General features: G+C 70.7%; 28 protein-coding genes and 1 tRNA gene. 11 read left to right on the top strand and 18 right to left on the bottom strand.

Features of this window, described 5'->3' with window-relative positions; genetic code table 11:
* Positions 1-41: 41 nt before the first annotated feature.
* Complete coding sequence (locus AB5J53_RS23760) at positions 42-239, top strand: hypothetical protein (protein ID WP_369247675.1); 198 nt, start codon at positions 42-44, stop codon at positions 237-239.
* Between the two features lie 45 nt (positions 240-284).
* Here AB5J53_RS23760 and AB5J53_RS23755 read toward each other — a convergent pair whose 3' ends face one another.
* The 9 genes from AB5J53_RS23755 to AB5J53_RS23715 form a co-directional block, all read right to left on the bottom strand.
* On the bottom strand, positions 285-1,025 hold the full coding sequence (locus tag AB5J53_RS23755; RefSeq protein WP_369247674.1) for a hypothetical protein: 741 nt from the start codon (positions 1,023-1,025) through the stop codon (positions 285-287).
* 89 nt (positions 1,026-1,114) lie between these two features.
* The gene (locus AB5J53_RS23750) at positions 1,115-2,032 is read right to left on the bottom strand and encodes an RNA polymerase sigma factor SigF (RefSeq protein WP_369247673.1); all 918 of its coding nucleotides are present in this window, start codon (positions 2,030-2,032) and stop codon (positions 1,115-1,117) included.
* Positions 2,033-2,276: 244 nt separating this feature from the next.
* A complete protein-coding gene (locus AB5J53_RS23745; RefSeq protein ID WP_369247672.1) occupies positions 2,277-3,104 on the bottom strand; it encodes an RNA polymerase sigma factor SigF in 828 nt (275 codons plus the stop codon).
* A gap of 238 nt (positions 3,105-3,342) precedes the next feature.
* A complete protein-coding gene (locus tag AB5J53_RS23740; RefSeq protein ID WP_369247671.1) occupies positions 3,343-3,636 on the bottom strand; it encodes a Dabb family protein in 294 nt (97 codons plus the stop codon).
* Positions 3,637-3,722: 86 nt separating this feature from the next.
* Complete coding sequence (locus AB5J53_RS23735) at positions 3,723-3,902, bottom strand: hypothetical protein (protein ID WP_327429955.1); 180 nt, start codon at positions 3,900-3,902, stop codon at positions 3,723-3,725.
* Positions 3,903-4,384: 482 nt separating this feature from the next.
* Positions 4,385-4,469, bottom strand: a tRNA-Ser gene (locus AB5J53_RS23730).
* Between the two features lie 117 nt (positions 4,470-4,586).
* The gene (locus AB5J53_RS23725; protein WP_369252418.1) at positions 4,587-5,072 is read right to left on the bottom strand and encodes a nucleoside deaminase; all 486 of its coding nucleotides are present in this window, start codon (positions 5,070-5,072) and stop codon (positions 4,587-4,589) included.
* Between the two features lie 78 nt (positions 5,073-5,150).
* The gene (locus AB5J53_RS23720) at positions 5,151-5,684 is read right to left on the bottom strand and encodes a hypothetical protein (protein ID WP_189187379.1); all 534 of its coding nucleotides are present in this window, start codon (positions 5,682-5,684) and stop codon (positions 5,151-5,153) included.
* A 304-nt stretch (positions 5,685-5,988) separates the two neighbouring features.
* Positions 5,989-6,171, bottom strand: coding sequence for a hypothetical protein (locus AB5J53_RS23715; protein ID WP_369247670.1), 183 nt, complete (start codon positions 6,169-6,171; stop codon positions 5,989-5,991).
* Between the two features lie 178 nt (positions 6,172-6,349).
* Between AB5J53_RS23715 and upp the strand changes: the two genes are divergently transcribed.
* Positions 6,350-6,985 (top strand): uracil phosphoribosyltransferase, encoded by a 636-nt coding sequence (upp, locus tag AB5J53_RS23710; protein ID WP_189187259.1) that lies wholly within the window; start codon positions 6,350-6,352, stop codon positions 6,983-6,985.
* A gap of 26 nt (positions 6,986-7,011) precedes the next feature.
* On the opposite strand, the gene AB5J53_RS23705 is transcribed toward upp, so the two are convergent.
* A complete protein-coding gene (locus AB5J53_RS23705; protein WP_369247669.1) occupies positions 7,012-7,659 on the bottom strand; it encodes a LytR C-terminal domain-containing protein in 648 nt (215 codons plus the stop codon).
* Positions 7,660-7,748: 89 nt separating this feature from the next.
* Positions 7,749-8,045, bottom strand: coding sequence for a type II toxin-antitoxin system VapB family antitoxin (locus AB5J53_RS23700; RefSeq protein WP_003999914.1), 297 nt, complete (start codon positions 8,043-8,045; stop codon positions 7,749-7,751).
* A gap of 114 nt (positions 8,046-8,159) precedes the next feature.
* Between AB5J53_RS23700 and AB5J53_RS23695 the strand changes: the two genes are divergently transcribed.
* The gene (locus AB5J53_RS23695) at positions 8,160-9,791 is read left to right on the top strand and encodes a helicase HerA-like domain-containing protein (protein WP_369247668.1); all 1,632 of its coding nucleotides are present in this window, start codon (positions 8,160-8,162) and stop codon (positions 9,789-9,791) included.
* A 72-nt stretch (positions 9,792-9,863) separates the two neighbouring features.
* Here AB5J53_RS23695 and AB5J53_RS23690 read toward each other — a convergent pair whose 3' ends face one another.
* From AB5J53_RS23690 to AB5J53_RS23670, 5 genes are all read right to left on the bottom strand, one after another.
* On the bottom strand, positions 9,864-10,061 hold the full coding sequence (locus tag AB5J53_RS23690) for a hypothetical protein (protein WP_369247667.1): 198 nt from the start codon (positions 10,059-10,061) through the stop codon (positions 9,864-9,866).
* Between the two features lie 52 nt (positions 10,062-10,113).
* Complete coding sequence (locus AB5J53_RS23685; RefSeq protein ID WP_369247666.1) at positions 10,114-10,488, bottom strand: hypothetical protein; 375 nt, start codon at positions 10,486-10,488, stop codon at positions 10,114-10,116.
* 122 nt (positions 10,489-10,610) lie between these two features.
* The gene (locus tag AB5J53_RS23680) at positions 10,611-11,267 is read right to left on the bottom strand and encodes an HdeD family acid-resistance protein (RefSeq protein WP_369247665.1); all 657 of its coding nucleotides are present in this window, start codon (positions 11,265-11,267) and stop codon (positions 10,611-10,613) included.
* Positions 11,268-11,789: 522 nt separating this feature from the next.
* A complete protein-coding gene (locus AB5J53_RS23675; RefSeq protein WP_369247664.1) occupies positions 11,790-12,383 on the bottom strand; it encodes an HhH-GPD-type base excision DNA repair protein in 594 nt (197 codons plus the stop codon).
* 130 nt (positions 12,384-12,513) lie between these two features.
* Entirely contained in the window at positions 12,514-13,236 is a 723-nt protein-coding gene (locus tag AB5J53_RS23670) for a siderophore-interacting protein (RefSeq protein ID WP_369247663.1), read from the bottom strand.
* 77 nt (positions 13,237-13,313) lie between these two features.
* Between AB5J53_RS23670 and AB5J53_RS23665 the strand changes: the two genes are divergently transcribed.
* The 8 genes from AB5J53_RS23665 (at position 13,314) to AB5J53_RS23630 (ending at position 24,852) form a co-directional block, all read left to right on the top strand.
* Positions 13,314-15,377: a penicillin acylase family protein gene (locus tag AB5J53_RS23665; protein ID WP_369247662.1), complete on the top strand. Its 2,064-nt coding sequence runs from the start codon at positions 13,314-13,316 to the stop codon at positions 15,375-15,377.
* The gene (locus AB5J53_RS23660; protein WP_369247661.1) at positions 15,367-15,981 is read left to right on the top strand and encodes a GNAT family N-acetyltransferase; all 615 of its coding nucleotides are present in this window, start codon (positions 15,367-15,369) and stop codon (positions 15,979-15,981) included. The genes AB5J53_RS23665 and AB5J53_RS23660 overlap by 11 nt, the downstream gene beginning before the upstream one ends.
* Before the next feature lie 131 nt (positions 15,982-16,112).
* Positions 16,113-17,942: a copper resistance CopC/CopD family protein gene (locus tag AB5J53_RS23655; protein WP_369252415.1), complete on the top strand. Its 1,830-nt coding sequence runs from the start codon at positions 16,113-16,115 to the stop codon at positions 17,940-17,942.
* A 344-nt stretch (positions 17,943-18,286) separates the two neighbouring features.
* A complete protein-coding gene (locus AB5J53_RS23650) occupies positions 18,287-19,600 on the top strand; it encodes an ABC transporter substrate-binding protein (protein WP_369247660.1) in 1,314 nt (437 codons plus the stop codon).
* Complete coding sequence (locus AB5J53_RS23645; RefSeq protein ID WP_369247659.1) at positions 19,597-20,577, top strand: carbohydrate ABC transporter permease; 981 nt, start codon at positions 19,597-19,599, stop codon at positions 20,575-20,577. The genes AB5J53_RS23650 and AB5J53_RS23645 overlap by 4 nt, the downstream gene beginning before the upstream one ends.
* Positions 20,574-21,461 carry a carbohydrate ABC transporter permease gene (locus AB5J53_RS23640; protein ID WP_369247658.1) on the top strand — a complete coding sequence of 296 codons (888 nt, stop codon included), beginning with the start codon at positions 20,574-20,576 and terminating at the stop codon, positions 21,459-21,461. Before AB5J53_RS23645 ends, AB5J53_RS23640 begins: the two co-directional genes overlap by 4 nt.
* A gap of 74 nt (positions 21,462-21,535) precedes the next feature.
* A complete protein-coding gene (locus AB5J53_RS23635) occupies positions 21,536-22,849 on the top strand; it encodes a glycoside hydrolase family 36 protein (protein WP_369247657.1) in 1,314 nt (437 codons plus the stop codon).
* Complete coding sequence (locus AB5J53_RS23630; protein WP_369247656.1) at positions 22,846-24,852, top strand: beta-galactosidase; 2,007 nt, start codon at positions 22,846-22,848, stop codon at positions 24,850-24,852. Before AB5J53_RS23635 ends, AB5J53_RS23630 begins: the two co-directional genes overlap by 4 nt.
* Positions 24,853-24,941: 89 nt before the next feature.
* Here the strand turns inward: AB5J53_RS23630 and AB5J53_RS23625 are convergent, their stop codons facing one another.
* Together AB5J53_RS23625 and AB5J53_RS23620 are read right to left on the bottom strand one after the other, a co-directional pair.
* Complete coding sequence (locus AB5J53_RS23625; protein WP_369247655.1) at positions 24,942-25,760, bottom strand: hypothetical protein; 819 nt, start codon at positions 25,758-25,760, stop codon at positions 24,942-24,944.
* A gap of 4 nt (positions 25,761-25,764) precedes the next feature.
* On the bottom strand, positions 25,765-26,151 hold the full coding sequence (locus AB5J53_RS23620; protein WP_369247654.1) for a hypothetical protein: 387 nt from the start codon (positions 26,149-26,151) through the stop codon (positions 25,765-25,767).
* Between the last annotated feature and the right edge of the window lie 14 nt (positions 26,152-26,165).

Here is a 26,165-nt window from a genome sequence, read left to right as displayed (position 1 = left end):
GCACTTGGGCAGCCCCGGCGCATTCGCTAGTGTCCTGCTCCATGGCAAACACCCAGGGCCCCGAGGGCAACTACGACCCCGCGGGTAGCACCCAGATGTTCCGTGCGTTCGTGGACGAGGCCCCCCAGGGCCGACAGCAGCAGGCGGCCGCCCCGGCGGGGCCCCGTATCGGTCTGATCGTCGGCTTCGTCGTCGCCGTGGTGGTCGTGGCCGCGGTGGCTTGGCTCGCGCTCAAGTAGCACCGGCGGGGCGAAACCTTACGGCTACGGGCGTGGGGCGAAGCCCTACTTCCACTGGACGGACACGTCCCGCGTCTCGATGTGCATGCCCAGTGGCACGCGCCACGCGTCGACGCACACCGTCCAGGTCTTGTCCTTCTTCGCGCCGGCGGCGATCGGCGCGGGAAGGTCCTCGGTGGACTCGATCGTCGCCCAGTCGATCCCGAGCGCCCCGATGATGTGCGTCCCGAAGGTCACCGTGCCCGAACGCACCGCCGTACCACCGGTGTTGCGGAAGGAGACGGTCACCTTCTCGCACCACCGCTGATCGGTGGCCGCGCGCGCGGGGGCGCCCACGCTGAGCACGGCGGGCCGGGGGCTCGCCGTGGACCCGGGTGCCGTCGGAGCCGGCGACGCGGACGCGTGCCCCGAACCACCGTCAGAACCTCCGCTCGTACGCCCGGAGTTGCCGCCACCGGACGAGGGCGTCGACGTACCACTCCCGTCGGCCGGATCACCGGATCCCGAAGCCGTCTCTCCGGAAGTCGAGTCGGAGGTCGAGCCTGAGCCGGGATCCGAAGCCGGGCCCGAACTCCCCGAAGTCCCCGCCCCCTTGGAGCCGGCAGCAGCGTCGCCCCCGCCCTCCAGCGGCATCAGCGACACGTCTCCCGAGGGGGCCACCACCGCCCCCGGCGCCCCGGGCGAACCGCCGGCGGCCCCGACGGCGACGTATCCGTCCCCACCCCCGCCACTCCCGCACGCGGCCAGCACGCCACCCAGACACAGCACAGCCGCCGAGGCACCCACAAGGGCACCTCGGCGACCACGTATCGACTCTCGACGCATCGCGCCAGTGTGGCTGACGCTCCGTCAATTATGAACCCTGCGTGGGACGGTCAGTCGGAGATGAGCCCTTCCCGCAGCTGCGCCAGCGTGCGGGTCAGCAGCCGGGAGACATGCATCTGCGAGATGCCGACCTCCTCGCCGATCTGCGACTGGGTCATGTTCGCGAAGAAGCGGAGCATGATGATCCGGCGCTCGCGGGGCGGCAGTTTGGCGAGCAGCGGCTTGAGCGACTCGCGGTACTCGACGCCCTCCAGGGCCGTGTCCTCGTAGCCGAGGCGGTCCGCGAGGGAGCCCTCGCCGCCGTCGTCCTCGGGGGCGGGGGAGTCGAGCGACGACGCCGTGTACGCGTTGCCGACGGCGAGGCCGTCGACCACGTCCTCCTCGGACACGCCCAGGACCGCAGCGAGTTCGCCGACCGTCGGGGAGCGGTCCAGCTTCTGCGAGAGCTCGTCGCTGGCCTTGGTGAGGGCCAGCCGCAGCTCCTGGAGGCGGCGCGGTACGCGGACCGACCACGAGGTGTCGCGGAAGAACCGCTTGATCTCGCCGACGACCGTCGGCATCGCGAAGGTCGGGAACTCCACGCCGCGTTCGCAGTCGAAGCGGTCGATCGCCTTGATCAGGCCGATCGTGCCGACCTGGACGATGTCCTCCATCGGCTCGTTGCGGGAGCGGAAGCGCGCGGCCGCGTACCGGACGAGCGGGAGATTGAGCTCGATGAGCGTGTCCCGGACGTAGGCGCGCTCCGGGCTGTCCTCACCGAGTGCGGCGAGCCGCAGGAACAGGGAGCGGGACAGGGTGCGGGTGTCGATGGCGCCCGAGGACTCGGGGGCCGGGAGGACGGCTTCGGCGGCCGGAGCGGCCGGGACGGCGTCGGGGGCCGGAAGGGCCGGGACATCGTGAAGCGCGTCGGGCGCGGACTCGCTCTTCATGAGCGTGAGCACCTTCGAGCTGCCCTGGTCTGCGGACATGCCACCCCCTTTGGGTCGCGGACGGTAGCGGCAGTCGCTCCCGTCGGAGGAACGCAGCCTCCACCTGAATACCGGAGGCGAGGCCGCGGCAAACGCGCTTCCGGCAGAATGTCACATGTCGGCAACACGCTGTAGTGACATGTCGACATGGAGGGGGTGAATCGGCCCTGGAAAGAGGGGGTCTGACGGTTTTTCGGCGTTGAACTGTCGGAAAAGGCGCCGTTGAGCGATTCGCTCTTACCGGTTACGCCTCGATCCTGTTTGCGGATCGAAGACGCGCGAAACTACGGGCGAGCAGCCTTGACACATGCATCTGGGAGACTCCCAGTTCCGCGCTGATCTGTGACTGGGTCAGATTGCTGTAGTAGCGCAGGAGAAGGATCCGCTGTTCGCGCTCGGGCAGTTGTACGAGCAGATGCCGTACGAGGTCACGGTGTTCGACCCCGTCGAGCGCCGGATCCTCGTAACCGAGCCGGTCGAGCAGCCCCGGCAGCCCGTCGCCCTCCTGGGCCGCTTCGAGGGAGGTCGCGTGGTACGAGCGGCCCGCCTCGATGCAGGACAGCACCTCGTCCTCGGTGATGCGCAGCCGCTCGGCGATCTCGGCGGTCGTGGGCGAGCGCCCGAAGGCGGTCGTCAGGTCCTCGGTCGCGCTGTTCACCTGCACCCACAGCTCGTGCAGCCGGCGCGGGACGTGGACGGTGCGCACGTTGTCCCGGAAGTACCGCTTGATCTCCCCGACGACGGTCGGCATCGCGAAGGTCGGGAACTGCACACCGCGGTCGGGGTCGAAACGGTCGATGGCGTTGATCAGCCCGATGGTCCCGACCTGGACGACGTCCTCCATGGGCTCGTTGCGGCTGCGGAAGCGGCCGGCCGCGTACCGGACGAGCGGGAGGTTGGCCTCGATGAGGGCCCCGCGTACGCGGTTGTGCTCGGGGGTGCCCGGCTCCAGCGTCTTGAGCTGGCCGAAGAGCACCTGCGTGAGGGCACGGGTGTCGGCACCGCGACGGCGTTCGGGCGCGGCCTGTTCCGGCGTGACCTCTTGTACGACCTCCTGTACGACTTCCTGCACGACTTCTTGCGGCGGTGCTTGAGGCGCAGTACTGGCCGGCACGGTCAACTCCACCTCTGTGATCCGTCAACTCATCCGTGATCAACTCACCCGTCAAAAGCGGTCATAGCATCACAAGACATGTGCACTGTGTGCAAGCACCGCATAACGCCGTGTTGAGGGAGAGTTGGGGTGTAAGACACAAAATGCCCCTGGCCGGTTGTGGCCAGAGGCTTCGAAACGGTGCGGCCCGGAAGGGTCAGAACGGATAGTCGGCGATCACCCAGGTCGCGAACTCCCGCCACAGCGCGACACCCGCCTGGTGCGCCGGGTGCTCCAAGTACCGCTTCAGGGCGTCGGTGTCGTCGACGGCGGAGTTGATCGCGAAGTCGTACGCGATGGGCCGGTCGGTGATGTTCCAGTCGCATTCCCAGAACCGCAGCTCGGGGATCTGGTCGCCGAGCGCGCGGAAGGCGGCGACACCCTCGACCACGCGCGGGTCGTCACGCTCGATGCCTTCGTTGAGCTTGAAGAGGACCAGATGGCGGATCACGTGCACTCCCTGGTGGTGCGGTTCTTGTCTCTGCCCCGTCGGAACGGGGCCGGCTTGCTCGGGCTCTGGTCCGGCGCGGTTCCGGCTCAGTTCTTGGCTCCGTCGGCGACCCAGGTCATGAAGTCGCCGATGGCCTGAGCGGCGTTCGATATGCCTTCGAACCCTATCTGGACGTAATCGGCTGCCTTGGCCGGATCCGTGATGATCACGTAGAGCGCGAAGACCACGAGCACATAGACGGCGATCTTCTTCGAATTCACCGCCATCGCGGCCTCCCTGTGACTGCTGCGCCCGGTGGGCCCCCTGTTGCCGGCGGCGAGTGTAACCTTCACGCCGCTTTTAAGGACCAACGGCCCGCTGGTCGAGGCCTTTTGTCGGGCTGATCCGGGCGCCGCCGGGCCCAGGATGGATGGTGAGCCCGGCGGAACCGGCAGGAGTCCGCGGGGCCGGGACGGGCCCCACTGCGGGGTCCCCGCCGCAGGCTTCCCCCGAGACAGCGGCGCGGACTTGTGGGTCCTTCTCCACCGGGGGAAGCGGCTTGTCCCCCCGATGCCGCTTCCCCCGGGTCCTCACGGGGGCGCGGGAGCCCCCGGGATGGGGTGCGCGAAAGCCCCGGCGTGCGAGCGGCGCCGGGGCTTTCGTGTGCGGCGGAGCGTCTGTTCGTGCGCACCCGAGCCACTGTTCGTACGCACTCGCACGACTGCCGGACGCACAAAGGGCCCCGTCTCTCGACGGGGCCCTTCTCAAGCGGTAGCGGAGGGATTTGAACCCTCGGTGACTTGCGCCACACTCGCTTTCGAGGCGAGCTCCTTCGGCCGCTCGGACACGCTACCGAGGGAGACCTTACCCCAAGGTGGGCCGTGGTCCGAAATCCGTTTCGGTGACCCGGATGATCAACGATCAGCGGTCGCGGAAGCAGCCCCGATGATCAGCGGCCGCGGCCCCGATGATCAACGGTCGCGGAAGAAGTCGGTGAGGAGGCTCGCGCACTCGTCGGCGAGGACGCCCTCGATCACCTCGGGCCGGTGGTTGAGCCGCCGGTCGCGTACGAGGTCCCAGAGGGAGCCGGCCGCGCCCGCCTTCTCGTCGCGGGCGCCGTAGACGACCCGGTCCACCCGGGACTGCACGAGCGCGCCCGCGCACATCGCGCAGGGCTCCAGGGTGACGACGAGCGTGCAGCCGGTCAGCCGCCACTCGCCCACCCGTCTCCCACCACCACCCTTGCCGGAGGCGCTTCGCGCCGCCGAATCTCTCAAAACCGCGGCGGCCCGGCGCAGCGCGAGGACCTCGGCGTGCGCCGTCGGATCCCCGGTGGCCTCGCGCTCGTTGTGCCCGGTCGCGAGCACCGTCGTACCGTCCGCGGACAGCACGACGGCGCCGACGGGAACATCCCCGCCCCGGACGGCCCGGTGGGCCTCGTCCAGGGCGAGCCGCATCGCGGCCCGCCAGCGGTCGCGTACCGGATCGGCAGGATCGGGCTGTGGCGTTTCCTCGGTGGTGCTCACCCGGGGAACCTAGCGGACGGTCTCCAGGACCTCCGCCGCTCCCAGGGCGTCGGCGATCGTGCTGAGCGCGTCGCCTTCGTCCAGGGCGAGCAGTTCCTTCTCGCTCACTCCGAGGTCCGCGAGGATGTCGCGGTCCCCGACGGGGCTGTGCGAAACGGCCTCGCCGGACGCGGTCTCGTCCTCGTCGTCGTCGGAGTCCTCGGGCTCACCGTCCTCCGTGCCGTCCAGGTCGAGGGAGTCCAGGTCGGCGTCGTCGTCGCCGGGCTCCCGTCCTAGTAGTTCGTCCGTGAGCAGGATCTCGCCGTACGAGCTGCGGGCAGCCGCGGCGGCGTCCGAGACGTAGATACGAGGGTCCTCCTCGCCGTCCACGCGGACGACGCCGAACCACGCGTCCTCCTGCTCGATGAGCACGAGCACCGTGTCCTCGTCCGAGGCTTCACGGGCCAGGTCGGTCAGATCCGACAGGGTCTCCACATCGTCGAGCTCTGTGTCGCTCGCTTCCCACCCGTCTTCGGTGCGCGCGAGCAGTGCGGCGAAGTACACCGTGACTCTCCCACTGGTCATAGGCGTGCCGGTTGGGGGTCCCCCCGGCGGAGGCTGTGGGCGGGGAGTGCTTCTCCGAGTCCCACCCACTCGGAATCGTGGCAGAAACAGAGCGTTCAGGGGACGTCTTCGGCCTGCTGTGTCTGCCTCTTTTGATCGCTAACAGCGGATCGTACGCGGCCGTCGGCGCCTCGTACGCACCTCCTCGCCCAGACACGGGCTCGCGCGGCGCGGCTGGCGGATCGGGTTGGTGCGGGCGGGGCATCGGCTCGGGGCGTGCGCGGCATCGGCCTGGGCGGGCGCGCTACCAGCGGAACGTGCGCATGCGCATGGCGTGGCGCAGTCGGGCGGCCTTGGCGCGGCGGGGCTGGACCCGGTCGCGCAGCTCGCGCGCCTCGGTCAGCTCGCGCAGGAACTGGGCGCGGCGCCTCCTGCGCTCGGCGTCGGTCTCCAGTTGTTCGGGGGACTCCTCTTCCCGGTTCCGCATGGGCACACCACCCCCAGGTCCGTCCCTCCCACTTTCCCCCTGACGGGCGGTTTGATGCCAGCGGACGGGTGACAGCGAGGGCCGGTCCTTGCCGGACGGAGCCGGGCAGGGCAAGGGGCTTCCGTCCGGCTCGGGCGGGGCAGTGGCGGGCGCCCCGGGCCCGGCTACTGTTGTGGACATGCGTCTCCACGTCGTCGACCACCCCCTGGTCGCCCATAAACTCACCACCCTGCGCGACCGGCGCACCGACTCCGCGACCTTCCGGCGGCTCGCCGACGAACTGGTCACCCTGCTCGCCTACGAGGCCACGCGGGACGTGCGCACGGAGCAGGTCGACATCGTGACCCCGGTCGCCTCGACCACGGGCGTCAAGCTCTCCTACCCGCGCCCCCTCGTCGTGCCGATCCTGCGCGCGGGTCTCGGCATGCTCGACGGCATGGTGCGGCTGCTGCCGACCGCCGAGGTGGGCTTCCTGGGCATGGTGCGCAACGAGGAGACGCTGCAGGCCTCCACGTACGCCACCCGTATGCCGGACGACCTCTCCGGGCGCCAGGTGTACGTCCTCGACCCGATGCTGGCCACCGGCGGCACGCTCGTCGCGGCGATCCAGGAGCTGATCAAGCGCGGCGCCGACGACGTCACCGCCGTGGTCCTCCTCGCCGCCCCCGAGGGTGTCGAGGTCATGGAGCGCGAGCTGGCGGGCACGCCGGTCACCGTCGTCACGGCCTCGGTCGACGAGCGGCTCAACGAGCACGGCTACATCGTGCCGGGCCTCGGCGACGCGGGGGACCGGATGTACGGGGCTGCCGAGTAGCCCCACTTACGAGGACTACGAGGCTTTCAGCAGCTCTTCTGCGAGGAGGGGGTCGGCTGGGGCTCGGCCAGGACGGTCAGGGCCCTGTCGGCCTCCTCCTTCTTCGTCAGTGACTTGAAGCCGGTGCCGATGATGAGGTCGACCTCGTCGGCCTTCTCGCGGCCGTCGGTCTTCAGTTCGGCGCCGGAGAGCTGCGTGTTGAGGACGGGGAGCGCGGTCGAGTAGGCCGCCTTCGCGCCGAGCAGTATCCCGGTGCCGGCGACCTTCTTGTCGTACGCGTCCGTCGCGTTGCCCACATCGCCGATCTTGAAGCCGCGCTTCTGCAGCTCGTCCGCGGTCTCCTTGGCGAGCCCGCTGCGGGTCGTGGCGTTGAGGACGTTCACGGTGATCTGGCCGGGCTTGGGCAGGGCGGTGGACGCCGTGGACGCCTCGGCCGACGGGCTGACCTTGGACGCGCAGTCCGCCTTGGGGCCCGCCGCCGTGGCCTTGTCGCCGCCGCCCGTGAAGACGTCGATGAGCTGCAGGGTCCCCCACCCGATCAGCCCTAGTGCGGTGACGGAGGCGACGACCAGGAACACGAGCCTCCGGCGTCCCTTGGGTCGGCGCATCCGCGGGTACTTGTCCCCCGTGATCCGGTACTGGCCGCCCATGCCAGGGGGAGTGAGCATGCTCATGGGCGCAGCGTAGTGCGCCGTGGCGACGATAACTACTAAATGATCATTGCCCGACGTGCAGTCCAACCCAAAAGGGTCAACGCGAACCGCTAGTCGAGCTCGAGCACGCGCGCGTGGAGGACTTGGCGCTGCTGGAGCGCGGCGCGGACGGCGCGGTGCAGGCCGTCCTCCAGGTACAGGTCGCCCTGCCACTTCACGACGTGCGCGAAGAGGTCGCCGTAGAACGTCGAGTCCTCGGCGAGCAGTGTTTCCAGGTCGAGCTGGCCCTTGGTCGTCACGAGCTGATCGAGGCGGACCGGGCGCGGCGCGACGTCCGCCCACTGCCGGGTGCTTTCCCGGCCGTGGTCGGGGTACGGCCGTCCGTTTCCGATGCGCTTGAAGATCACACGGAAAGCCTACCGGTCAAGACCTTCCGGGCGCAGCCATGGCGACGGAGTGCGACGCTGGAAAAGACGCCGTTGACTCCGTAAATCCATGCAAATCGGGAACAGGGGCCTGATATGAGCGACAGCGAGACCGTGCCTCCTGCCACCGATCCACGATCAGCCCCGGCCACCGCCCCCAGGACGGCTCCCGCCACCGCTCCCGAGAAGGCCGGAAGCGCTCCCGCACTTCCCCAGGCGGCCCTGGAAATCGCCTCCGGGTACGCCTTCACCGGCCCCGCCCTCGATCTCGGCGCCCTGCTCTGGGACGGGCAGTGCCTGCCCGACGTGCAGATCCGCATCCCGTTGCCGATGCTCAACCGGCACGGCCTGGTCGCGGGTGCCACCGGCACCGGGAAGACCAAGACCCTCCAGCTGATCGCCGAGCAGTTGTCGGCCCAGGGGGTGTCCGTCTTCCTCGCCGACATCAAGGGCGATGTGTCGGGTGTGTCGGCGCCGGGCGTGTCGAACGACAGAGTCCAGGAGCGCGCCAGGGACGTCCATCAGGAGTGGACGCCGACCGGGTGCCCCGCCGAGTTCTACGCGCTCGGCGGCATGGGCCACGGCATCCCCGTACGGGCCACGATCACCAGCTTCGGCCCGGTGCTGCTGTCCAAGGTGCTCCAGCTCAACCAGACCCAGGAGCAGTCGCTCGGCCTGATCTTCCACTACGCCGACCAGAAGGGCCTGGATCTGGTCGATCTCAAGGACCTGCGCGCCGTGGTCGCCTTCCTGACCTCGGACGAGGGCAAGCAGGAGCTGAAGGGCATCGGCGGGCTGTCCACCGCCACGGCGGGCGTGATCCTCCGTTCCCTCACCGCCTTCGAGGCGCAGGGCATGAGTCCGTTCTTCGGGGAGCCGGAGTTCGACACCAGCGAGCTGCTGCGTACGGCGTCGCAGGGGCGCGGCGTGGTGTCCGTCCTCGAACTCCCCGAGGTCCAGGACAAACCGCAGCTCTTCTCGACCTTCCTGATGTGGCTGCTCGCCGACCTCTTCCACGACCTTCCCGAGGTCGGCGACGCCGACAAACCCAAGCTCGTGTTCTTCTTCGACGAGGCCCATCTGCTCTTCAACGACGCCTCGAAGGCCTTCCTGGACTCCATCACGCAGACCGTCCGGCTCATTCGCTCGAAAGGAGTCGGCGTCTTCTTCGTGACGCAGACCCCCAAGGACGTACCCGCCGATGTCCTAGGCCAGCTCGGCAACCGTGTCCAGCACGCGCTGCGCGCCTTCACCCCGGACGACCAGAAGGCGTTGAAGGCCACCGTGAAGACGTTCCCCGACTCCGGGTACGACCTGGAGGAGGTCCTCACCGGGCTCGGCACCGGCGAGGCCGTCGTCACCGTGCTGAGCGAGAAGGGCGCGCCGACGCCGGTCGCGGTGACGCGGCTGCGGGCTCCGCAGTCCCTGATGGCGCCGGTCGACGCGGGGGTGCTGGATCAGGCGGTGACGGGGTCGCCGCTGTATGGACGCTATGCGCAGGCGGTGGACCGGGAGTCGGCGTACGAGAAGCTGACGGCGCGGGAGGCGGCGACGCGGGCCGCACCGGCCCCCTCGAAGGGGCGCCCCAAGCAGGACAGGCGGGAGGAGTCGATGGTCGAGCAGGTCGTCGGCAGCGGCCTGTTCAAGTCCCTCGCCCGGTCCGTCGGCACGCAGATCGGGCGGGAGATCACCAGGTCGCTCTTCGGGACGGCCCGGCGCCGGCGGTAGCCGCCCGCTCCGTCCCGTTGAAGGGCGACCGCTCCGTCCTGGGGAAAGGGAAGAGGCGGTCGCCTTCCACCATCAGTCGCGGCCGTGTTCCTTGGTGGGTGCGATCGGCGGTTGTCCGCCCGGGAGCTGTCCGTCCGACAGGCGCCGCTCCGACAGGTGCCGGTCGGACGGTTGCGCGTCCGGCTCGGGGCGGGGATCCGGCTTCGGTGCGTTGCGTACGGCTTCCGCGCGCAGCAGGGCGCGCAGGACGGCGTAGGGGTCGTTGGGCATGGGGGGTGTCCTTGCGTTCGCTGGTGAGGGACCGGTCCGGAGGCCGGGGCCGTCAGCAGCGCAGGACCACGCAGCGCAGGGCGTGCAGGACGGGGGAGTACGCGGGTGGTGCGGGTGCCGGTACGGGGCGGGCGCCGGGCTCCCGCTCGGTGTCGCCCGTGTCGGGGCGCAGGGTGGTGAGGGGGCGGAGTCCCTGGCGGGTGGGCGGACGCAGCGCCGTGTCGAGTACGTCGTGTTCGGCGGCGCCCGATGCGGCGTTGGCGGTGGCGGTGGCGGAGGACGTGGCGAACACCTCGGGGTGTGCGCCCGTGGCGAGCATCGCGACGACCAGCAGGACGAGAATCCGCAGCCAAGCGCGCGAAGGAGCCCCTCCCCGCGCTCGCGCGCACCGGCGCAGCGGGTGCGGGTGGCGCGGGGAGGGGCTCATGAGACGTCATCTCCCCACAGGAGGCCGATGGTTCATCGGGTATGCCGCGAGATCCGCCCTGTTGGCGTACCTGGCGGGCGCGGAGTTGACGTCGGGGGACGCCGGGCGGCGTCGGGGAGCGGTCACAGGATGCGGGGGACGGCCCGGGCGCCGGAGCGGATCCGGAACGCCGTGATGATCTCGGCGATGCCGACCACGATGAGCCAGCAGCCGACGACGACGGTGAGGACGGCGACCGACTCGAACGGGGACACGATCAGCACGATGCCGGCGAGGAAGCTGACGATGCCGAGGAAGACCTGCCAGCCGCGGGCCGGCACGGTCGGGTCGGAGGCGGCGGCGATCGTCTGCGTGATGCCGCGGAACAGCCAGCCGATGCCGATCCACAGGGCGAGCAGCAGGATCGACTGCATCGCGCCGCGGAAGCAGAAGAGGCCCAGCAGGATGGACAGGGCGCCGCTGATGAACGCCATCACGCGAAGGGACGTCGCCACGTGGGTGCCGAAGGCGGAGACGAGTTGCAGGACGCCGCTGAAGATCAGGTAGAGGCCGAAGAGCACTCCTGCGGCGAGGAGTGAGGCGCCTGGCCAGATCAGCACCAGGACGCCGAGCACCAGGGCGGCGATGCCGGCGACCAGGACGGTCTGCCAGGCGGCGCGAGCGAGGAAGTGCAGGGGGCCCTCGGGCTCGCCCGTGGGAGCACGGGTGTCCCTCGCGGCGTGCACGCGGCGGTCGTCGTACTCCGGGCCCCAGGGGGAGCCGCTCGGTGGCTCGGTCATGACTCATGCTGCGAACGGCCCGGGGGCGGCCGCCACCGGGATGGGCCGAGCGGTGGACACGGCGGGCTCGACGGGCGGGGGTGTTATCGCCCCCTCCGCCCCTGCCCGACCTGTACCTGGGGCTCCCCCCGGGAGCCCCGCCGGGATGGGCTGAGGGGTGGATACGGCGGGGTCGGTGGGCGGGGGTGTTTTCGCCCCCTCCGCCTCTGCCTGACCTGTACCTGGGGCTCCGCCCCGGAGCCCCGCCGGGATGGGCTGAGCGGTGGATACGGCGGGGTCGGTGGGCGCGGTGGGTTTTCGCCCCCTCCGCCGGTACCGGTCCCGTACCTGGGGCTCCGCCCCGGAGCCCGCCGGGATGGGCCGAGCGGTGGACACGGCGGGCTCGACAGGCGGGGTATTTTTCGCCCCCTCCGCCTCTGCCCGACCCGTACCCCGGGGCTCCGCCCCAGAGCACCCGCCGGGTGGTTCTTTGGCTGCGGGTGCGTGGGGGCTGGTCGCGCAGTTCCCCGCGCCCCTGACGGGCTACCGGCCGGAGGCCTTCGCTGCCTTGGCCGCCGCCTTCATCTCCTGTTTGTGGGCGCGGACCTTGGCCAGGGATTCCGGGCCGGTGATGTCCGCCACCGAGCGGAAGGACTTCGGCTCGCCGTAGGCGCCCGCGGCCTCGCGCCATCCCGTGGGGCGTACGCCGAGCTGCTTGCCGAGGAGCGCGAGGAAGATCTGCGCCTTCTGCTTGCCGAACCCGGGCAGCTCCGCCAGCCGCTTCAGCAGCTCCTGCCCGGTGCCGACGCCCTCCCAGACGGCGCTCGCGTCCCCGTCGTAGTGCTCGACGAGGTACTGGCACAGCTGCTGGATCCGCTTGGCCATCGACCCCGGGTAGCGGTGCACGGCGGGCTTCTCCGACAGGAGCGCGGCGAAGGCCTCGGGGTCCTGTGCCGCGATCTCGTGCGCGTCCAGGTCGTCCGCGCCCAGCCGCTGGGCGATGGTCGACGGGCCCTTGAACGCCCACTCCATCGGCACTTGCTGGTCCAGCAGCATCCCGACCAGCGCGGCGAGCGGACTGCGGCCGAGGAGTTCGTCGGCCTCGGGGTCCTGGGCGAGGTGAAGTGTGACGTCCATGGGTCGATGATCGCCCGATCGCCCGTGAGGCGCAGCCGGGCGGGCGCGCGATCGTCGCATGGCGCCCCCACCCGACTCACGAGGTCCCCGAAAAGTCGTACGTGAGTCCGTACGCGACCCGGAGGCTCCGCTACGTCGCCCGCCAGTACCCCAGCGCGTGCGTCCGCTGCCGGGGAACGGCCAGTTCCTTGCGGACGTACGACGACAGTGCCCGTGTCGTCGTCGTGTCGCAGGCGATCCAGACGTACGGATCCGGCTCGCCCTTCAGCAGTTCGGGCAGTTCGGCGCGTACTTGCGCGACGAGGTGCGCGCCGGCGTTCAGGCGTGGCACGTGGCGCACCTCGTGCCGGGCCGGGTCCACGTGGAGGGGGAGGTCGTCCGTCGTGCCCTCGAACCAGACGGTCGCCGGTGCCGAACCCAGCGCCCCGAGAAGGGAGTTGAGGGCGGGCAGTGATGCCGGGTCGCCGATCGCGAGGATGTGCGAGGGGGCGGGCCGGGGCTGCTCGAAGCCGGTGCCGTGGACCGTCGCCTCGATGGTGTCCCCGGGCTTCGCCGCCCGCGCCCAGTCGCTGGCGCGGCCCTCGTGCAGGGCGAACTCCAGGCCGAAGGTCCCGGCCGCCGGGTCGGGGTCGACCAGTGTGTACGCCCGCTGGTGCGGCTTGCCCGCGTCGTCGAACCACAGTCGTACCCACATGGTCGGGTGGACCCCGGTCGCCGCGAGCATGCCGCCGTCGGTGAGGCGCAGCCGCCGGTAGTGCGGGGTGACGTCCTCGGCCCCAGTCACCGTGAAGGTGAAATCCCTGGCGCGCAGCAGCTTGAGGACCGCGCCCTCCCAGCCATGACCCCGGCCCATGCGGTCTTCACCCCTCGCGTACGCTTCCGCCGAATGTAAGTTAGGTTAGCCTAACCTGAGAAAAGTGGGGATGGTTCGTGACCGCCGAGATCTACCGTGACGCCTGGGGCATCCCGCACCTGCGCGCGGACAGCGCACAGGAACTCGCCCACGCCCAGGGCCGGACCACCGCCGTGGACCGGGCCTGGCAGCTGGAGGTCGAACGGCACCGCTCGCAGGGCACCTCGGCCGCGTTCCTCGGCGCCGAGGCCGTCGGCTGGGACCGGTTCGCACGGCAGGCCCGGCTCGACGACACCGCCAGACGCTGTTTCGCCGCCCTGGAGGGACGGGACCCCGAGACCGCCGCGTGGGTCGTCTCGTATGTGCAAGGGGTCAATGACGGACTGGCGGAAGGGGCCCGGCGCGCACCGGAGTTCGCCGCGACCGGGCTCGCCCCCGGCCGCTGGCAGCCCTGGAGCCCGCTCGGCGTCTGGCTCGGTACGCACATCCTCTTCGCCGGATTCCCCGCCAAGCTCTGGCGCGAGGAGGTGGTACGGCTGCTGGGCGCGGAGGCGGTCGAGCTGTTCGCCATGGACGGGCCCGGCACCTCGGGGAGCAACGGGTGGCTGGTGAGCGGCGAACGGACCGTCACCGGGCAGGCCGTCATCGCCGGCGATCCGCACCGCTTCATCGAGGACCCCGGCGTCTACCAGCAGATCCGCCTCTCCTGCCCGGAGTTCGACGTCATCGGGCTCGCCGTCCCCGGCGTCCCGGGCATCGCCCACTTCGCCCACACCGGAACGGTCGCCTGGGCGATCACCAACGCGATGGCCGACTATCAGGACCTGTATCGGGAGCGCCTGAGGTCGGCCGGTTCGTCCGTCGAGGTCCTCGATCCCGACGGTGAGTGGCGAGCCGTGGAGCGGCACGTCGAGACCGTCGAGGTCGCCGGAGGTGAGCCCGTCGAGGTCGAGGTGATCGAGACGGCGCGCGGACCCGTGGTCATCGGGGGAGTCGGCGCGGAGGAGTCCATCAGCCTTCGCTACCCGCCCCGCGTGACCGAGGACCTCGGCTTCAGCGCGCTCCTCCCGCTGCTCAGGGCCCGTGAAGTCGCCGACGTGGACCGGGCGTTCGACCTGTGGGCGGAGCCCGTGAACGTCGTCCAGGCCGCCGACACCGAGGGCGGACTGCTGCACCGGGTCGCGGGGCGGGTCCCGGTCCGGAGCGAGGACAACCGCACACGGGTGGTGGCCGCCTGGGAGCCGGGGCACGAGTGGCAGGGCTGGCACGAGATGCCGTGCGGGTCCTTCGAGGACGGTGTCGCCGTGATGGCCAACCAGCGCGGCCCGGCGACCCCGCTGGGCGTCGAGTTCGCCCCGCCGCACCGCGCCACCCGCATCCGGCAGCTCCTCGACGGGTCGCGGAAGTGGTCCGCCCGGGACATGCCCGTCGTGCACATGGACACCCATCTCGCCTCGGCCGCCGCGCTGTTGGACCGGCTGGCCGCCCTCGGCGAGGGGCTCGGCCTCGAGGCGGTCGCGCTCAGGGAGCAACTCCTGGGCTGGGACCGGCGGATGGACGCCGGCAGCAGCGACGCGGCGGCGTACGCGGCGGTGCGCGGCGCGGTCGTACGGCGGCTCGCGGCGCACCCCGCGCTCGCCGTTCTGGCCGACCCGCCCGCGTACCCGGAGGTCTTCCTCCCCTGGCTCGCCCTCACCCCGCGGGTCGGACTCGCCCTCGAAAACCTGCTGAAGGCCGAGGAGTTGTACGGCATCGAGCGCGACGCCGTGCTGCGGGACGCCGTCGAGGAGGTGGCGGCGGGCCGGACGCCGGGCACCTGGGGCGACACCCACCGGCTCGCCCCCTGGCGCGCGCTCCCCGACCCCTCGTACGAGGCTCCGGGGCTCTCCGGCGACCACGACTGCGTGCTGTGCACGTCGGCGGTGCCCGGCCTGACCGACCTGAGCGCGCGAGGCCCCGCCGCCCGCTACGTCTGGGATCTCGCCGACCGCGACAACAGCCTCTGGGTGGTTCCCCTCGGCGCCGACGGCGTCCCGGGCACGGCCCACCACCGGGACCAGCTCCCCTTGTGGCTCAAGGGAGATCTGGCCCCGGTGGCCACCGACTGGAACAAGCTGACCAAGGAGAACCATGACGACTGAGCCGTACGGGCGCGACCGCGAGGCCGTCCACGAGCAGCTGGTCGACGGCTTCGGCACCGTCCGGATCCTGCCCCTCGACCCGCACGCCGACCTCGACGTCGTCCACGCCTGGGTGGCCCAGGAGCGAGCCGAGTTCTGGGGGATGAACGGGTTCACGAAGCAGCAGGTCCTGGACACGTACCTGCATCTCGACTCGCTCGACACCCACCACGCCTTCCTCGCGGTCACGGACGGCGAACCGGTCGCGCTCTTCCAGACCTATGAGCCCGAGGCCGACCGCGTCAGCGAGTGCTACGACGCCGAGCCGGGCGACATGGGCGTCCACCTGCTGATCGGACCGCCCGGACCCGCGGGCGCCCGCCAGGGTTTCTCCTCCTCACTGCTGGTCGCCTTCACCTCGTACGTGCTGATCGGCCTGGACCGCAAGCGGGTCGTCGTCGATCCCGACGAGCGAAACGAGAAGGCGATCGCCCGCTTCAAGCGGCAGGGCTTCGACCTGGGACCGGCCGTCGTGCTGCCCGAAATCGACCTTCCGGACGTGTACCTGCCCGAGAAGCGCGCCCAACTCGCCTTCCTCACCAGGGAGGCGGCCTTCCGGGAGTAATCTCCGGCTGCGGCGGGTGAGCACGCCGCCGGATTCGTCCGTACGTATCCAAGACTGACTCTGGAAATGTGAGACGGAGACGGCGTGTGAGCGAACGGCGAGACCGGCGGCGCATCGTCAGGGGCCTGGGCCTGATCATCGGTGTCCTGGCCCTTGTCCTCTTCGGCGGCGTGGGCGGCGCGTCCGCGCACGCCGCGCTGACGGGCACCGATCCGCAGGACGGCAGCGTGCTGAAGTCGGCTCCCCGCCAGGTCACGCTGACGTTCAGCGAGTCCGTCGGCCTCCTCGACGACTCCTTCCGCGTGCTCACCCCGGAGAACCGGCGCGTACACACAGGCAAGCCGGGCCACGCGGGCGACCGGTCCTCCACCGCCCGCGTGACCCTGCCGGGCGGCCTGGGCACCGGCACGTTCACCGTGGTCTGGCGGGTCGTCTCGGCGGACAGCCACCCGGTCTCGGGCGCCTTCACCTTCTCCATCGGCAAGCCCTCCGCGACCACCGCCGCCCTGCCCACCGCACCCGCCACCGACGCCGCCTCGGCCACCCTCTACGACATCGCCCGATACGTCGCGTACGGCGGCCTGGCCCTGCTCATCGGCGCGGGCGTCTTCGTGCTGGCCTGCGGGTACCCGGGCAGCGTGCGGCGCCTGCTGCAGACCGGCTGGTGGACCCTGCTGCTGTCCACGCTCGCGCTGCTGCTCCTGCGCGGCCCCTACGAGCGCGGCACGGGGGTCGCCTCCGCCTTCGACCCGGCCGCCCTGCGCGAGACCCTGACGAGCAAGCCGGGGATGGTCCTGGTGGCCCGGCTGGTGCTGCTGGGGGCGGCCGCCTTCCTGCCCGAACGCGTACGCGTACGGGAGCGCGGGCAGGCGCGCGGTGTTCTCGCACTCGGCGGGGCGCTCGCCCTCGCTCTCGCGGTCACCTGGGCCGCCGCCGAGCACGCGTCCGCCGGGATCCAGGTCCCCGTGGCGATGGTCTCCGCCGTGCTGCATCTGCTCGCCATGGCGGTCTGGCTCGGCGGTCTGACCGCCCTGCTCACCGCGCTCCACCGCCCCGGCGAGCCCCTCTCCACGGCCGTCGTCACCCGCTTCTCGCGGCTCGCCCTCGCCTCGGTCGCCGTCCTCGCCGCCACCGGCGTCTACCAGTCCTGGCGCGGCCTCGGCTCCTGGGACGCCCTGACCTCGACGTCGTACGGCAGGATCCTCGTCGCCAAGCTGTGCGGGGTGCTGCTCCTGCTGGCGGGGGCGGCGTACTCGCGGCGCTGGACGGGGCGGCTGGTGGTGGCGGAGACGGCCGCGGCTGTTCCCGCGACCGTTCCGGCGGAACGGGTGGCCGTGCCGGTCGGGGGGCCGGCTGCCGCGGGGACGGCCGCCCCCGAGGACGTACGAGCCGAGGCCGGTCCCCCCGATGCGACCCCTGAACCGGGTTCCGGCCCCGAGCCCGCACCTGGCTCCGCCTCCGCCGACCCTGCCGCGCACCGTCGTGCTCTGCGCCGCTCCGTCCTCGCCGAGATCACCGTCGGCATCGTCGTCCTGGTGATCACCACCCTGCTGACCGGGACCCAGCCGGGGCGGGCGGCCGAGGAGACGGCGGCGGCTTCGACCGCGACCCCCGGGCAGCCCACGTCGTCGACGACGCTGGTCCCCTTCGACGTCGGTACGCCGGGCGGGCACGGCAAGGTGCAGATCGAGCTGACGCCGGGCCGGGTGGGCGAGAACTCGGTGCAGGCCGTGATCCTCGGCCCCGACGGAGGCATCGCGACCGTCCCCGAACTGCGTCTCACCTTCACGCTCGCCGCGCAGAAGGTCGGCCCGATCAACGCGGAGCTCACCGACAAGGGCGGCTACTGGGGAACGGACGGCCTCACGCTCCCGCTGGCCGGCACCTGGACGATGAACGTCACGGTGCGCACCAGCGACATCGACCAGGTCACGGTCTCCAAGACCGTGAAGATCGGCTGATCCGGATACGCCTTCGCAGCCGCGTCGAGCGTACGAGCGCTCGCGACCCACGTAGGAGAAGTACGGGTCGTCGTCGCGGACGTGCGCGGCAACCGGCCACCGGCAACCCCACCGGCAACCGGCCACCGGCCGCCGCCCGCCGCCCGGACAGGCCCCGTCGGCGGAGCTGATCACGGGTGTGCCGATCACGTTTCAACAAAGGGGCCCGACAAGTCTTGACGTATGACATGACATGCGGCTGTTATTGCGCCCACGATGTTCGGCCAAGTTGATTTCTGGTCGATTTCGATCTGGCTCAACTCCGCTCTCCCCGCGACCGGACACATGCCCGTCAGGAGCCGTTCATGCACGACCTCTCCCCTTCCGGTCTCTCCGTCCCGGGTCCCAGCCGTCGCACCCTGCTGCGCGGCATCGGCGGCGCGGCAGCGCTCGGCGGGGCGATACCCCTGCTCAGCGCCTGCGGCGGCAGCAGCGCGGCCAGCGACCCGAAGACCCTCACCCTCGGCTCCAACGCCTCGGACGCCGTGCCGAAGAAGGCCTTCGCCGACATCTACGCGGCCTTCAAGAAGCAGTCCGGCATCACGGTCGACGTGAACACCAAGGACCACAACACCTTCCAGGAGCAGATCAACTCCTACCTGCAGGGCACGCCCGACGACGTGTTCAACTGGTTCGCCGGCTACCGCATGCAGTTCTTCGCGGGCAAGAAGCTCGCCACCCCGATCGACGACGTGTGGAAGACGATCGAGGGCAACTTCCCCGACGCCATGAAGGCGCTCAGCAAGGGCGAGGACGGCAAGTACTACTTCGTCCCGCTGTACACGTACCCCTGGGCGATCTTCTACCGGAAGAGCGTCTTCAAGAAGTACGGCTACGAAGTCCCCACCACCTGGGCCCAGTTCATCGCGCTGTGCAAGCAGATGAAGAAGGACAACCTGGTCCCGATCGCCTTCGGTGACAAGGACGAGTGGCCCGCGCTCGGTACCTTCGACCAGATCAACTTCCGGACGAACGGCTACGACTTCCATGTCGAGCTGATGGCCGGAAAGGCCTCCTGGACCGACAAGCGCACCCGCGCCGCGTTCGACAACTGGGCCGAGATCCTCCCGTACCACCAGGACGGCGCCGTCGGCCGCACCTGGCAGGACGCGGCCCAGACCCTGGTGTCGAAGAAGGCGGGCATGTACCTGCTGGGCATGTTTGTGGGCCAGCAGTTCACCAATGCCGCCGACCGGGAGGACCTGGACTTCTTCCCGTTCCCGGAGATCGATCCCTCGTACGGGCAGGACACCGTCGAGGCGCCGACCGACGGCTTCATGCTCAGCAAGGCCCCGAAGAACCACGCGGGCGCCGTCAAGCTCCTGGAGTACCTGGGCACCCCGGCCGCCGAGCAGATCTACCTCAAGTCGGACCCGAACGTCGTCGCCGCCTCCACCAAGGCCGACACGTCCTCCTACAGCGCCATGCAGAAGAAGGGTTACGACCTGATCAGCGGCGCCAAGAACCTCACCCAGTACATGGACCGCGACAGCCGGCCCGACTTCACCTCCACGGTGATGCAGCCCGCGCTGCAGAAGTTCGTCCGCGACCCCAAGGGGATCGACAGCCTGCTCTCGTCGATCGAGCGCCAGAAGAAGACGATCTTCGCGTCCTCATGAGCACCGACATCAGCACCGCTGAGATGCCGGAGGCGGCCGTCGCGCCGCCTCCGGCCCCCGCACCCGGTAAGAGGGGACCGCAGGGACACCGTCGCCTCCTCACCCGCCGCGACCGGTTCACGCTGAGCCTGATGGCGGGCGTCCCGACGATCCTGCACGTCGCGCTCGTGTGGGTGACCGCCCTCGCCTCCGTCGCCCTCGCCTTCACCACCTGGGACGGCATCGGCTTCGACTCCATCAAGTGGGTCGGGCTGCAGAACTTCCGCGAACTGTTCACCCAGAACCCGCAGTTCTGGCCCGCCGTCCAGCACAACATCATCTGGTTCGTGGTCCTGATCCTGATCCCGACCCCGCTCGGCCTGTTCCTGGCCGTGCAGTTGGACAAGAAGATCCGGTTCAGCCGGGTGTACCAGACCGCGTTCTTCCTGCCGGTCGTCGTGTCGATGGCGTGCATCGGCTTCGTCTGGCAGCTCGTCTACAACCCCGACACAGGCCTGATCAACAGCCTCATCGGGGCCAACAAGCCCGGCCACTACATCGACTGGATCGGCGACCCGCACCTCAACCTGTGGGCGATCCTCATCGCCGCCTCCTGGCGGCACACCGGCTACATGATGATCCTCTACCTGGCCGGTCTGAAGGGCGTCGACCCCTCGCTGCGCGAGGCGTCCTCGCTCGACGGCGCCAACGAATGGCAGACGTTCAAGAACGTCATCTTCCCGACGCTGCGCCCCACCAACACCATCGTGCTGGTCGTCACCATCATCGAGTCGCTGCGCGCCTTCGACCTCGTCTACGTCTTCAACGGCGGGGCCCAGGGCACCGAACTGCTCTCGATCCTCGTGACCGACAACATCATCGGTGAGTCCAGCCGTATCGGATACGGGTCCGCCATCGCGGTCGTCCTGCTGCTGATCTCGCTCGTCGTGATCATCCCGTACCTGGTGAGCACCTTCCGGAAGGAGCGGCGAGCATGAGCACCGCCACTGTCGCGCTGAAGAGGCGCGCGCCCGTCCGGCCCGCCCGGCTGCTGCTGCACCTGTTCCTCGCGGGCGCCGCGCTGGCGTGGCTGGCCCCGCTGCTCTGGGCGATGTACGCGGCCCTGCGCCCGTATTCCGAGACCAGCACCAAGGGTTACGTCTCCTGGCCCGACAAGCTGAGCTTCGACAACTTCACGAACGCGTTCACGCAGTCGGACATGGCGCACTACTTCGGCAACACGCTGCTGATCGCCGTCCCGGCGGTGCTGGTGACGCTGTTCCTGTCGTCGATGGTCGCCTTCTACGTCAGCCGGTTCGACTTCCGCGTCAACCTCGCCCTGCTGCTGGTCTTCACGGCGGGCAACCTGCTGCCGCAGCAGGTCATCATCACCCCGCTCTACCGCATGTTCCTGCTCATCGACCTGCCCGGCATCACCGTCAGCGGCAAGCTGTACGACTCCGCGCTCGGCCTGGTCCTCATCCACGTGGCGTTCCAGTCCGGCTTCTGCGCCTTCGTGCTGAGCAACTACATGCGGATGCTGCCGCACGAGCTGACGGAGGCCGCGCTGGTCGACGGCGCCTCGGTGTGGCGGATGTACTGGCAGATCGTGCTGCCGCTGTGCCGCCCCGCGATGGCGGCCCTGGCGACGCTGCTGTCCATCTGGATCTACAACGACTTCTTCTGGGCCATCGTCCTCATCTCGACCGGCGAGAACATGCCGATCACCTCGGCCCTGAAGAACCTCTCCGGGCAGTACTTCACCGACCCCAACCTGGTCGCCGCCGGCGCCCTGCTCACCGCGATCCCGACGCTGGTCGTGTACTTCGTGCTCCAGCGGCAGTTCGTCAGCGGTCTCACGCTCGGTGCCAACAAGGGCTGACGCCCGACCTGATGTCGTGGCCGGCGCCCGACCTGATGTCTTGCCGACGCCCGACCTTTTGAAAGAGAACCACCGTGCCCCACCCCTTCACGCCCCTCGCCTCCGTGCCCGTGGACCCGCGCGTCGCCCGAGTCCACGAGGAGGGCTGGCAGTCCTGGAGCCCCAGCGGCGCCTACGCCCTCGGCGACAAGCCGTACCGCCCGACGAACGACAACTGGGCGACCGTCTGTTACCGGCCCGGGTGTACCGTCCCGTCCGGCGCCTTCCAGGGGGAGGGACTCCTGGCGCTCGACCCCGGCGACGGCTCGCCGGTGCGGCTGTGGGCGGCCGCCGATCCGCTGCACGCCGTTGCGTCCATCCGCCTCGAGGTGCACGGCGACCGGGCCGAGGTCAGCGCCGACGGGCCCGTTCGGGAACTGACCGGCAGCGACATCCAGTCGGCCCTGGCGGAATGGGCGGACGGCCTCGGCCTCGCCGCCCCACGGCCGGCGCCCACCGTCTGGTGCTCCTGGTACGAGTACTTCACCGCGGTCACCGAGGACGACATCCACGAGAACCTCCGCGCGATGGACACCCTCGACCTGCCCATCGACGTCGTCCAGATCGACGACGGCTACCAGAGCGCGCTGGGCGACTGGCTGACGCTGTCCGGCCGCTTCCGCTCCCGCGCCCAGATCGCGGAGGCCATCCGCGCGCGGGGCCGCAGGGCGGGCATCTGGACGGCGCCGTTCCTGGTCGACCCGGCGAGCGATCTGGCCGCCGGGCACCCGGATTGGCTGGTCAAGGACGCGGAGGGCGGTTTCGCACACGCGGGCCGCAACTGGGGGCACGACCTGTGCGTCCTGGACACGACACACCCTGACGCGGCGGCGTATCTGACGGACGTGTTCAGGACCCTGCGGGCCGAGGGCTACGACTACTTCAAGGTCGACTTCCTGTACGCGGGCGCACTGGACGGCGTACGGCACTCCTCGGACGACGCGCTGACGGCGTACCGCGCCGGTATCGGTGTGATCCGCGAGGCGATCGGCCCGGACGCGTATCTGCTGGGCTGCGGTGCGCCGATCCTCCCCTCCATCGGCCTGTTCGACGCGATGCGGGTCAGCCCCGACACGGCTCCGCACCGCCGCCCGGAGGCCGACGACTACTCGCAACCCGGCCAGGATCCCGCCGAGTTCACCGGTGTCGGACGCCAGTGGCAGCACGGCCGCCTGTGGGTCAACGACCCCGACTGCCTGATGGCTCGCCCCGCCGTGGAGACCCGTGAACGCTGGGCGGCACACGTGGAGTCGACCGGCGGACTGATGGCGTCCAGTGACCGACTGCTGTCGCTGGACGAATGGGGCGTGACCACAACGCGCCGTCTGCTCCGGGGAGTTGTCAAGTGAAGCGTGAGTTGTCCGTCCCCGGAATCGCCTACGGCGGTGACTACAACCCCGAGCAGTGGCCCGAGGAGGTCTGGGCCGAGGACATGCGCCTGATGCGCGAGGCCGGCGTGACCATGGTCAGCGTGGGCATCTTCGCGTGGGCGCTGCTGGAGCCGTCCGAGGGCGCGTTCGACTTCGCCCGCATGGACCGCCTGCTGGAGCTGTTGCGGGAGAACGGCATCGCCGCCGACCTGGCCACGCCCACGGCCGCACCCCCGGCGTGGTTCTTCCGCGCCCACCCGGAGGCGCTGCCGGTGGACCGCGACGGCCGCACGCTGTCGTACGGCAGCCGCCAGACCTTCTGCCCGAGCAGCCCCGCCTACCGGGAGGCCGCTCTGCGCATCGCGGGCGCACTGGCCGAGCGGTACGCCGACCACCCGGCCGTGGCGATGTGGCACGTCCACAACGAGTACGGCTGCCACAACGCGGAGTGCTACTGCGACACGAGCGCGGCGGCCTTCCGCGGGTGGCTCCGGGCCAGGTACTCCGATGACCTGGCGGCGCTGAACCACGCCTGGGGCACCACCTTCTGGAGCCAGTGGTACTACGACTGGGACGAGATCCTGCCGCCCCGCGCCACCGGGGCCGTCCCCAACCCGACCCACCGGCTGGACTGGCGCCGCTTCTGCTCGGACGAGTTGCTGTCCCTGTACACGGCGGAGCGCGACGTGCTGCGGGAGGCGGCCCCGTCGACCCCCGCCACCACCAACTTCATGGTGATGTACAACTTCGACGCCCTGGACTACTGGCGCTGGGCCCCTGAGCTGGACGTGGTCTCGAACGACCACTATCTCCAGTCCGCGGACCCGGAGTCGGAGATCGACATCGCGCTCAGCGGCGACCTGACGCGTTCGCTGGCCGGTGGCCCCTGGCTGCTGATGGAGCACTCCACGGGCGCGGTGAACTGGCAGCCGGTGAACCGGGCGAAGAATCCTGGGGAGTTGCGCCGCAACGCCCTGGCCCATGTGGCGCGCGGCGCCGACGGCATCGCCTACTTCCAGTGGCGGGCGGCGAAGGCGGGCGCCGAGCAGTGGCACTCGGCGATGCTGCCGCACGCGGGCACGGACAGCCGGATCTGGCAGGACGTGGTGACGCTGGGCGCCGACCTGAAGGCCCTGGCCGAGGTACGCGGCAGCACGGGCACGGCTTCCGTGGCCGTCGTCTGGGACTGGAACGCCCGCTGGGCCCTGGAGCTGCCCTCGCAGCCGAGCGGCGAACTCCGATTCCAGGACCTGGTCCGGGACTGGTACGAGCCGCTGTGGCGCTCGGGCGTGGCGGTGGACTTCGTACGCCCGGACGCGGACCTGTCGTCGTACCGCCTGGTCCTGGCCCCGAGCCTGTACCTGGTGGACGACGCGGGCGCGGCGAATCTGGCCGGCTTCGCGGAACACGGCGGCACGCTGGCGGTGGGCTTCCACAGCGGGGCGGTGGACGAGAACTGCCATGTGCGGCTGGGCGGTTACCCCGGCGCCTTCCGGGAGGCCCTCGGCGTACGGTCCGACGAACTGTTCCCGCTGCTGCCGGGCGAGACGGTGGGCCTGAGCGGAGGCGGCACGGCCACGCTGTGGTCGGAGCGCGTGCGCCTCACCGGGGCGGAGGCGGTGGACTCGTACACGGAGGGACCGCTCGCCGGTGTACCGGCCGTGACGCGTCACACGTACGGCGCGGGCACCACCTGGTACCTGGCCACCCGCCCGGACCCGGCCACCCTGGCCGGTCTGCTGACCCGGATCCGTACGGAGGCGGGCGTCCAGCCGGTCGCCGCCACTCCACCCGGTATCGAGGCGGTCCGGCGGCGCGGTCCGCACGCCGAGTACCTCTTCCTGATCGACCACAGCGGTCGGGGTGCCGAGATCCCGGTTTCCGACGGGGGGACGGAACTGCTCACCGGCGAGCGGGTCTCGGGGGTGGTCGCTGTGCCGCCGGGGGGCGTGGCGGTGGTACGGGAGCCGCGCGGGAGCTGACACCACCGGGCGCGCGTCCCGGGAGCCCGGGGTGTGTGGCATGGCCGGTGTGCGGTGTCAGGGCTGCGTGAAGTGGCTGCTGTGCTGTGTCAGGGCTGCGTGGGTGTGGGGCGGCCGGTGTGCTGCAGGGCGAAGACGGCTTCGGTGGTGCGGCACAGTGCCTCCACCGCGCGGCGCAGCGACCGCCAGGAGGCCAGCCAGACCACGACCCCGACGGGCGCCGCGGGCCACCACCAGGCGCCGAGGAGTGTGAACGCGATGCTCCAGGCGAGCGCCTCGCAGGCCGCGTCGTAGGCGTCGCGGGCCTCGCCCAGCGCGGCGCGGGAGGTGTCCTCAGCGGCGAGGAGCAGCCTGGTCCAGTCGCTCGCCACGTCGACGCCCGTCTCCGTTCGGACGTGCGTCTCGGCGGCGCGGATCCGATCGCCCGACCAGGTGGGGGAGCCGGGCCGGTCCGGTCCGGTACGGGCCCGGCGCGCGTCGAGCCGGTCGGCGCGCAGCTGTCGCCCGGCGGCGCGTGCGCGGACGGCTTCCCTCCCGATCTCGTCGGGATGCGCCCAGCGTCGTACGCGCCAGGAGGTGAGGCGCCGGCCCAGCGGCATCAGCCACCAGGGCCAGGCCCCCGACGCGAGGGCGCCGATCGCGCCGGCGGCGAAGGGCACCGCGAACGCGGCTGCCACCGCCGCCACCGCGACGAGTACGAGGGACGCGACGGCGTCGGCGGACATGCCGCCGCCCAACCGCAGCGCACCGGCGATCCGTTCGCGGGCCAGCCCGAGGTCGTCCCAGTGGCGCTGCCCGAGCTGCCCGCCACCCACGACGGCGACCACGACGAACAACACGGCGGGCAGCAACCGCCGCAGGAACCATCCGTCGGGTATGCGCTTCTGGAGTTCGACGAGCAGTCCCACTGTCTCAGCCGTCCACCAGGCGCATCGGCCGGTCGGCCAAGGCACACGTCGGCGTATCCGGGACCGCTCCCTCGCGCAGGTCCACCCGGGCACAACGGCCCGTGGGACAGACCCAGCCGACCGACCGCGGGGTGGGCGCGGACGGCCAGTCGCCCACGCCCATCGTGGAGCTCAGTCCAAGACCGCCGGGGATCCCGGCCGCCTCGGCCGCGTGATGCAGCTCGCGCACGGCCTCCCGCCACTCGACGGTGGAAGGATCACCGGCCCTGACGACCGCGAAGGGTGCCTCCCAGAGTCCGGGGCCGATCAGCTCGCGCACCGCGTCGACGTTGCGGCACAGGTACTCGACGGCATCCTCGAACACCCTGAGCGCTTTCGTCCCGTCCCCCACCGCAGACTCCCTGA

The sequence above is a fragment of the Streptomyces sp. R41 genome, assembly GCF_041053055.1.
Classification (GTDB): Bacteria; Actinomycetota; Actinomycetes; order Streptomycetales; family Streptomycetaceae; genus Streptomyces.
Note: the sequence above shows the minus strand (reverse complement) of the source record. Positions and strands in the feature narration are given on the sequence as shown.